General features: G+C 64.2%; 9 protein-coding genes, 1 tRNA gene and 1 pseudogene. 7 read left to right on the forward strand and 4 right to left on the reverse strand.

From position 1 onward, the window contains the following. From AC2VOU_RS18140 to rdgB, 4 genes are all read left to right on the forward strand, one after another. On the forward strand, window positions 1-576 hold a 576-nt coding region (locus tag AC2VOU_RS18140; protein ID WP_486958617.1), incomplete at its 5' end, for an MBL fold metallo-hydrolase. A 139-nt stretch (window positions 577-715) separates the two neighbouring features. Further along, window positions 716-1,495, forward strand: coding sequence for a ribonuclease PH (gene rph / locus AC2VOU_RS18145; protein ID WP_486958618.1), 780 nt, complete (start codon window positions 716-718; stop codon window positions 1,493-1,495). 197 nt (window positions 1,496-1,692) lie between these two features. Next, on the forward strand, window positions 1,693-2,280 hold the full coding sequence (locus AC2VOU_RS18150; RefSeq protein ID WP_486958619.1) for a DUF4395 domain-containing protein: 588 nt from the start codon (window positions 1,693-1,695) through the stop codon (window positions 2,278-2,280). Between the two features lie 70 nt (window positions 2,281-2,350). Continuing rightward, window positions 2,351-2,953: an RdgB/HAM1 family non-canonical purine NTP pyrophosphatase gene (gene rdgB, locus AC2VOU_RS18155; protein ID WP_486958620.1), complete on the forward strand. Its 603-nt coding sequence runs from the start codon at window positions 2,351-2,353 to the stop codon at window positions 2,951-2,953. Here the strand turns inward: rdgB and AC2VOU_RS18160 are convergent, their stop codons facing one another. Continuing rightward, window positions 2,954-3,277 carry a DUF3817 domain-containing protein gene (locus tag AC2VOU_RS18160; RefSeq protein ID WP_486939104.1) on the reverse strand — a complete coding sequence of 108 codons (324 nt, stop codon included), beginning with the start codon at window positions 3,275-3,277 and terminating at the stop codon, window positions 2,954-2,956. After that, window positions 3,274-3,663: a hypothetical protein gene (locus AC2VOU_RS18165; RefSeq protein WP_486958621.1), complete on the reverse strand. Its 390-nt coding sequence runs from the start codon at window positions 3,661-3,663 to the stop codon at window positions 3,274-3,276. Before AC2VOU_RS18165 ends, AC2VOU_RS18160 begins: the two co-directional genes overlap by 4 nt. 83 nt (window positions 3,664-3,746) lie before the next feature. Between AC2VOU_RS18165 and AC2VOU_RS18170 the strand changes: the two genes are divergently transcribed. Both AC2VOU_RS18170 and AC2VOU_RS18175 read left to right on the forward strand, forming a co-directional pair. Beyond that, window positions 3,747-3,832, forward strand: a tRNA-Leu gene (locus tag AC2VOU_RS18170). 285 nt (window positions 3,833-4,117) lie between these two features. Then, complete coding sequence (locus AC2VOU_RS18175; RefSeq protein ID WP_486958622.1) at window positions 4,118-4,261, forward strand: hypothetical protein; 144 nt, start codon at window positions 4,118-4,120, stop codon at window positions 4,259-4,261. Between the two features lie 6 nt (window positions 4,262-4,267). On the opposite strand, the gene AC2VOU_RS18180 is transcribed toward AC2VOU_RS18175, so the two are convergent. Together AC2VOU_RS18180 and AC2VOU_RS18185 are read right to left on the reverse strand one after the other, a co-directional pair. Then, on the reverse strand, window positions 4,268-4,690 hold the full coding sequence (locus tag AC2VOU_RS18180; protein WP_486958623.1) for a lipoprotein LpqH: 423 nt from the start codon (window positions 4,688-4,690) through the stop codon (window positions 4,268-4,270). A gap of 87 nt (window positions 4,691-4,777) precedes the next feature. Beyond that, a complete protein-coding gene (locus AC2VOU_RS18185; RefSeq protein ID WP_486958624.1) occupies window positions 4,778-5,617 on the reverse strand; it encodes an SDR family oxidoreductase in 840 nt (279 codons plus the stop codon). A 104-nt stretch (window positions 5,618-5,721) separates the two neighbouring features. Between AC2VOU_RS18185 and AC2VOU_RS18190 the strand changes: the two are divergent. Continuing rightward, window positions 5,722-6,023, forward strand: a pseudogene (locus AC2VOU_RS18190) (transposase); the annotation flags it as partial. Window positions 6,024-6,048 lie beyond the last annotated feature (25 nt).

Below are 6,048 nucleotides of genomic sequence, written 5' to 3' on the forward strand. Positions count from 1 at the left end.
TGCCTTGATCTGCCCGGCCTGTTTGTGTGGCGCCGCTATCATCCCTCGCCGCCCAAGGGCAAGGCACTGCTCTACGGACCCAGCGATACCTGGTCGCGACTCGGCGCTGCGTCATCGCCGTACGGCGGCGAGATTGATGACTGCTCCGACATTTTCGACGTGCATCACTGGGTCGACGGTGAAGCCGTCACGTTTGGTTCGCTCAGCGTCACGCCCCGGCTGGTATGTCACCCGACCGAGTCCTATGGCATGCGCGTCACCGATCCGGCCGGCGCCACGTTCGTCTACAGCGGCGACACCGGCTACTGCGACGCGGTGATCGACCTGGCCCGCGGCGCCGATGTCTTCCTGTGCGAGGCGTCGTGGACACACGCGCCGGACCGCCCGCCCAACCTGCACCTGTCCGGCACCGACGCCGGACGGATCGCCGCCGCGGCTGGGGTTGGGGAGTTGCTGCTGACGCACATCCCACCGTGGACTGTGCGTGAAGACGTAATCAGCGAGGCCAAAGCCGAATTCGACGGCCCCTTGCACGCGGTGGTGTGCGGCGAGACGTTCAGCGTCGAGCGGTCCTGATCTCGAGCTAGGGATGCATTGCCTGGCTCCTCCTCATCGCGCTGCGCGCTCTGCATCGTCGCCGAGCTAGGGCTGAATTGCCCGGCTCCTCCTTATCGCGCTGCGCGCTCTGCATCGTCACCGGGCTAGGGTTATCGGCGTGTCAAAACGAGAAGACGGCCGCCTCGACGAGGAACTTCGACCGGTCACCATCACCCGCGGATTCACCTCCCACCCGGCCGGTTCGGTGGTGATCGAATTCGGTCAGACGAAAGTCCTGTGCACTGCGAGCGTCACTGATGGTGTGCCCCGCTGGCGCAGGGGTTCTGGGCTGGGCTGGCTGACCGCCGAGTACGCGATGTTGCCGTCGGCCACCCACACGCGTGGCGATCGGGAGTCGGTGAAGGGTCGGCCGTCCGGACGCACCCAAGAGATCAGCCGGCTGGTCGGCCGCTCGCTGCGGGCCTGCATCGACCTGGCGGCGTTGGGGGAGAACACCATTGCCATCGACTGCGACGTGCTGCAGGCCGACGGCGGTACCCGTACCGCCGCGATCACCGGGGCCTACGTCGCGCTGGCCGATGCGGTGACGTACCTCTCGGCGCACGGCAAGCTGTCGGATCCGCGGCCGCTGTCCTGCGCGATCGCCGCCATCAGCGTGGGCGTCGTCGACGGGCGGGTGCGGGTCGACCTGCCCTACGAGGAAGACTCCCGCGCCGAGGTGGACATGAACGTGGTGGCCACCGACACCGGGACGCTGGTCGAGGTGCAGGGCACCGGCGAGGGCGCCACTTTCCCGCGATCGACGCTCGACAAGTTGCTCGACGCCGCCCAAGGGGCCTGCGAAAAGTTGTTCGTCGCGCAGCACGAGGCGCTGGCGTTGCCGTACCCAGGCGTGTTGCCCGAGGGCGCGGTGCCGCAGAAGGCCTTCGGCAGCTGAGTTACCTGTGACGTCTGGGCCGAAGAATCTCGGTAACTGCTCGGTGATCGTCGAACTGCGGGATCACGCATGAGAGCGACCTAATCCTGCTGGTCAGAGCCTCGTGTACCAGCGTTATGGTACGCTTTCGACTATCTAATTGAGATTTCCCGAGGCCACCATGGGCCAATGTCGTACTGCCTTCCTAGGACCAATCAATGATCAAGCAACAGCCGTCGGTCGAACATTCTTTCCTCAATCAGCCGTGGTGGGCGATGGGGCAGATGACGCACGAACACACGGAACCGCGTATCAACGAAGTCGCGACCCGGGCAAGGGCGGGTTTGCTGAACGCCATTTCGGCAATCACAATCGCGCTATTGCTGTTGCGACCGGAAACCGACCCCGTGATCATCGTCGGTCCGTTCGTACTTTTCGACATGTTGGCTGCGGCCGCCACCGGATTGACTCCACTCAGTCCCACCGGACTTCTGGGTACGGCGTCGACGATGAACATGCGACCGGTGTGGAAGCCAACTCGGCCGAAACGGTTTGCCTGGTTGCTCGGTGCCGGTTTGGCCGCGACCTGCCTCGCCATGCGCTTGGCGGGCGCTTCGCCAGTGGCAATGGCGGCTGTGGTTGCGGTCTGTTTCGTCCTGACCTGGGCGGAGGCCACGCTGGGATTCTGCGTGGGGTGCTATATGCACAAACTCATCTGGGGTTGTGAAGACTGCGAAGTGCCTTACGTCAGGGGCGTCACGCCACTTTCGGCGAGTCCGATCCTCAACCAGAACATTCGCGTATAGGCGGCGTCGCAACGGTGACGCTACGAGCGGTGGTTCCCGCACGAGTGGCGGCCACGTGCCGGAGTGGCCGGTGACCCGGTTACTTGTCGCCAGCCGCAACCGGAAGAAGCTGCTCGAGTTGCGCCGGGTTCTCGACACCGCAGAGCTTGCCGGGTTGACCCTGATGTCGCTGAACGACGTGCCGCCATTCGACGAAGCGCCGGAAACCGCTGCGACATTTGAAGATAACGCACTGGCCAAAGCCCGCGACGGATTCGCCGCGACGGGACTGCCCACCGTTGCCGATGACTCCGGGCTGGCGGTGGACGCGCTGAACGGTATGCCCGGTGTGCTGTCGGCGCGGTGGTCGGGCCGCCACGGCGACGACGCCGGCAACACCGCGCTGTTGCTCGCGCAGCTGCGCGATGTGCCCGACGGGCGTCGAGGCGCGGCATTCGTCTCGGCCTGCGCGCTGGTCTGGGGTTCCGACGAAGTCGTGGTGCGCGGCGAATGGCACGGTGTCATCGCCGGTGAGCCGCGCGGCGATGCCGGCTTCGGCTACGACCCGGTGTTCATTCCGGACGGCGAGGATCGGACTGCGGCGCAACTGACTTCGGCGGAGAAAGATGCGTCATCGCACCGCGGCCGTGCATTGGCGCTGTTGTTGCCGGCACTGCGCGCCCTGAGTACCTAGTTATAAGTTGAACTGCGCCTTGACGTTTCGGGTCTGAAAATGCTCGACGATCACCCCGACCAGCGGGATGGTTCCAGCCAGCAGCACCCCGATGGTCTTGGCGATCGGCCAGCGGACCTTGACGGCCAGGTTGAAGGCTGCCAAGACATAAGCGAAATAGACCCAGCCGTGCACGATGCCGATCCATGTCGGCGGATTGGGAACCTTGACGATGTAGTGCACCACGATCTCGTAGCACAGCGCGATCAGCCAGATACCCGTCGTCCACGCCATCACGCGATAGGCGAGCAGCGGGGTGCGGATGTTCTGGCCGGCTGTGGTCATGCGGTCGTCCTGTTCTGGTGTTCGTGGGTTTCGTTGTCGGCCTTGGCAAGTTCGGCCAAGTAGGCGTTGTACTCGCGGAGTACGGGGTCGTCGGTGTCGTGGGGAGCGACTGGTGGTCGCTCGGGCAGTAAACCTTGCGGTATTTCGGTGACGGCGTCGGTGTTTCCGGGCTCGGGCGGCGCCTCTTCGTAGCGGACGAATTTGCGGTAGGCGTAGACGCAGAACGCGGCGAACGCCGGCCACTGCAACGCGTATCCGAGGTTCTGGAACGAGCCCGACGTCGACTCAAACCGCGTCCACTGCCACCACCCCAAGGCCAGGCAGCCACCAGCCGCGAGAATCACCAGCGCGATCAGCGCGGGTCTCCGACGACGTGTAGTGGACATTCCTAGAAGGTACCCCGCGGCCTTCAACGGGAGCCCGTGGACAAGCTTTGCCAGGAGCGAAGGCGGTACGCTCGTGGGGCCTTGCGGGCGTGATGGAACGGCAGACATGCCGGCTTTAGGTGCCGGTGCTCGGAAGAGCGTGAGGGTTCGAATCCCTCCGCCCGCACCAATGTGATGACAGCTCAGACAGGGTTTATCGGGGTGCGTCGGCTCCCGGTGAGCGCATTTTGAGCACAATCGGCTGGCGAGGTCAAGCGGCGGTCTGCCCAGCAGCGGTTTTCAGCACCCAACACCGCCGTTTACGGCAGCTCGGACAACTTCTTCGGACCAAGCGACTAAATCAAGCGAGTGATCAGTCCGAGCGTCCCGCAAGCCGTCGGTGCTTTCCAGCCGAACCCCAGATAGGAAAGTCTCCAAGCGCCCGTTGGCTGCCCGGGGTGGCACCATTGACGAGATGAACGCCGCGATCGTGGTGCTGCTGATCTTGTTGGCTACCGGCGTTGTCGTTGCTCCGCTGTTGCGCCTGAGGGCGTGGCTGAAAAAATCACCTCCCGCGCAGGAGTTTCCGGCCCCGCCGCCGGACGATCAGCCGGAGTAGCTTCGCTCAGCAACCCACCTCGATGGCGAACGGCTTCGTGACCGAGACGTGTGGATCGTTGAGCTGAGACCCGACTGCGTCGCCGGTGATGGTGTAGGTGTCCCTGACGACGCGGATCTTCGCGCCACCGGCCCCTGCGTTGGAGACTCCGGTGAAGCCCGCGAAGTTGTCGAAGTCGACCGACTCGACCTTCGGCTTGTCAGGATCCAATCGAAGGAGCACCTTCACGTTCGCCGGGGCGATGCTGATGTTCGCCGTCAACAGCCAGTTGACCTGACTGCAGGTGATGGCGTGCGACGTCCGGGACGTGCTGTCGACCGTGACGTGTGCGAGCTTCTGCGTCGCCTTGTCGTCGTTCGTGAAGCAACCCGAACATGACGCCGCTGCCAGTGCCGCGCACAACCCTGCGGTGATAAGCCGTTTCCCCACTGGGGACCTCCCCACGCACGCAGGTCTGGTTCGCCCGCTTTTTCTATCAGTCTGCGTGCGTTGAGGGGAGTAAATGCGCAACATCCACTATCCCAGCGAGATTCGGCCCATCAGCAAGTCGATGATCGGCTTGCCGGCGGCGAAGGTCCCGGTGTTCGACGAGTTGACGTGGCCGTAGTCGACTAGCAGGGTGACGCCGTTGATGCCGGCGGCCGCGTCGCTGTTGAGGAACGCCATCACGTTGCCCATCTGCTCAGGGGTGTGCGTCGCGGTGCCGGTGGCCTCCCGATAGTCCTGCGCGAACGACAGCCATAGGTCGGCGTTGGCGCGCGCCAGCGGAGTGTCGGTCGGGCCCGGGCAGATCGCGTTGATCCGAATTCCTTTGGCCAGAAACGGGAATGCGTGCGTGGCAACGTAGGCGTTGATCGCCTGCTTGCTGGTGCCGTAGTGGCCGAAGTTGTCCGCCTCGTGCGCCTTGACCCAGGCGTCGGCCGACTCGAAGTCCGGGGTGGCCAAAAACTCCTGCAGTCGTGGCAGGTCGGTTTCCCAGCCGATGCCCGCGACTGAGGAGATGAAGCAGATGGCCGAACCGCGGCCGAGTTGGCCGTTGGCGATCAGCTTGTCGATCAGGTGCCGGTGCCCGATGAAGTTGATCTTCATCAGGTCCGGACCGTCGGCAATGCCGGCGGCGGAGAACAGCGCATCGACATGGCCCACTTGCTCGAGCGCGCTGTCGATGGACGCTGGGTCGCGCAGGTCGACCTGGATGCCGCGGCCGAGTTCGGCGTCGACCGGCGCGTAGTCGAGGTTGATCACCTCGGCCCCAAGGGCACCGACGATCTTGGCCGCCGCCGCACCCATACCCGTTGCGCCGCCGACCACAAGTGCCTTCTTGCCGTCGTAGCGGAACTGTTCGATACCGGTCATGTCAATCCTCTCTAGGGATGCCAACGGTAAGGCTCACGATTACTGTACGGGAACAGATGTTTGGTATCACTAGGTGGTCGCGATAAGGCTTTGGCCCGGATGGGACCCACAAGAACGCCGAGGTCGAGCGATGGCGGAAGCGCCACCAGCGGTGTCACGTGCACCTCACGCCCGCCCCGTCGTCAAGCCTGAACCAGGTGGAACGCTGCTTCCGCGACTTGACCCACAAGAACCTCCGACGTGGCGTCTTTGCCAGCGTCCCGACCTCATCGCCAGCATCGAGTCATACCTCAACGCCCACAACGCCGGTCCCAAGCCCTACGTCTGGACGGCCACCGCCGAATCCATCCTCGCCAAAGTTCAGCGCGCACGCACAACACTCGAACAAGTAGTTAGCCAAAACTGAGACGGACCATCGTTAGCGTTCGCCG

The organism is Mycobacterium sp. TH-M25 (assembly GCF_057473665.1).

What these genes read in the sequence shown, in the direction of transcription:
- AC2VOU_RS18150 (WP_486958619.1), top strand. Translation starts at nt 1,693, where the DNA reads ATGATCAAGCAACAGCCGTCGGTCGAACATTCTTTCCTCAATCAGCCG.
- AC2VOU_RS18160 (WP_486939104.1), bottom strand. Translation starts at nt 3,277, where the DNA reads ATGACCACAGCCGGCCAGAACATCCGCACCCCGCTGCTCGCCTATCGC.
- AC2VOU_RS18165 (WP_486958621.1), bottom strand. Translation starts at nt 3,663, where the DNA reads ATGTCCACTACACGTCGTCGGAGACCCGCGCTGATCGCGCTGGTGATT.
- AC2VOU_RS18175 (WP_486958622.1), top strand. Translation starts at nt 4,118, where the DNA reads ATGAACGCCGCGATCGTGGTGCTGCTGATCTTGTTGGCTACCGGCGTT.
- AC2VOU_RS18185 (WP_486958624.1), bottom strand. Translation starts at nt 5,617, where the DNA reads ATGACCGGTATCGAACAGTTCCGCTACGACGGCAAGAAGGCACTTGTG.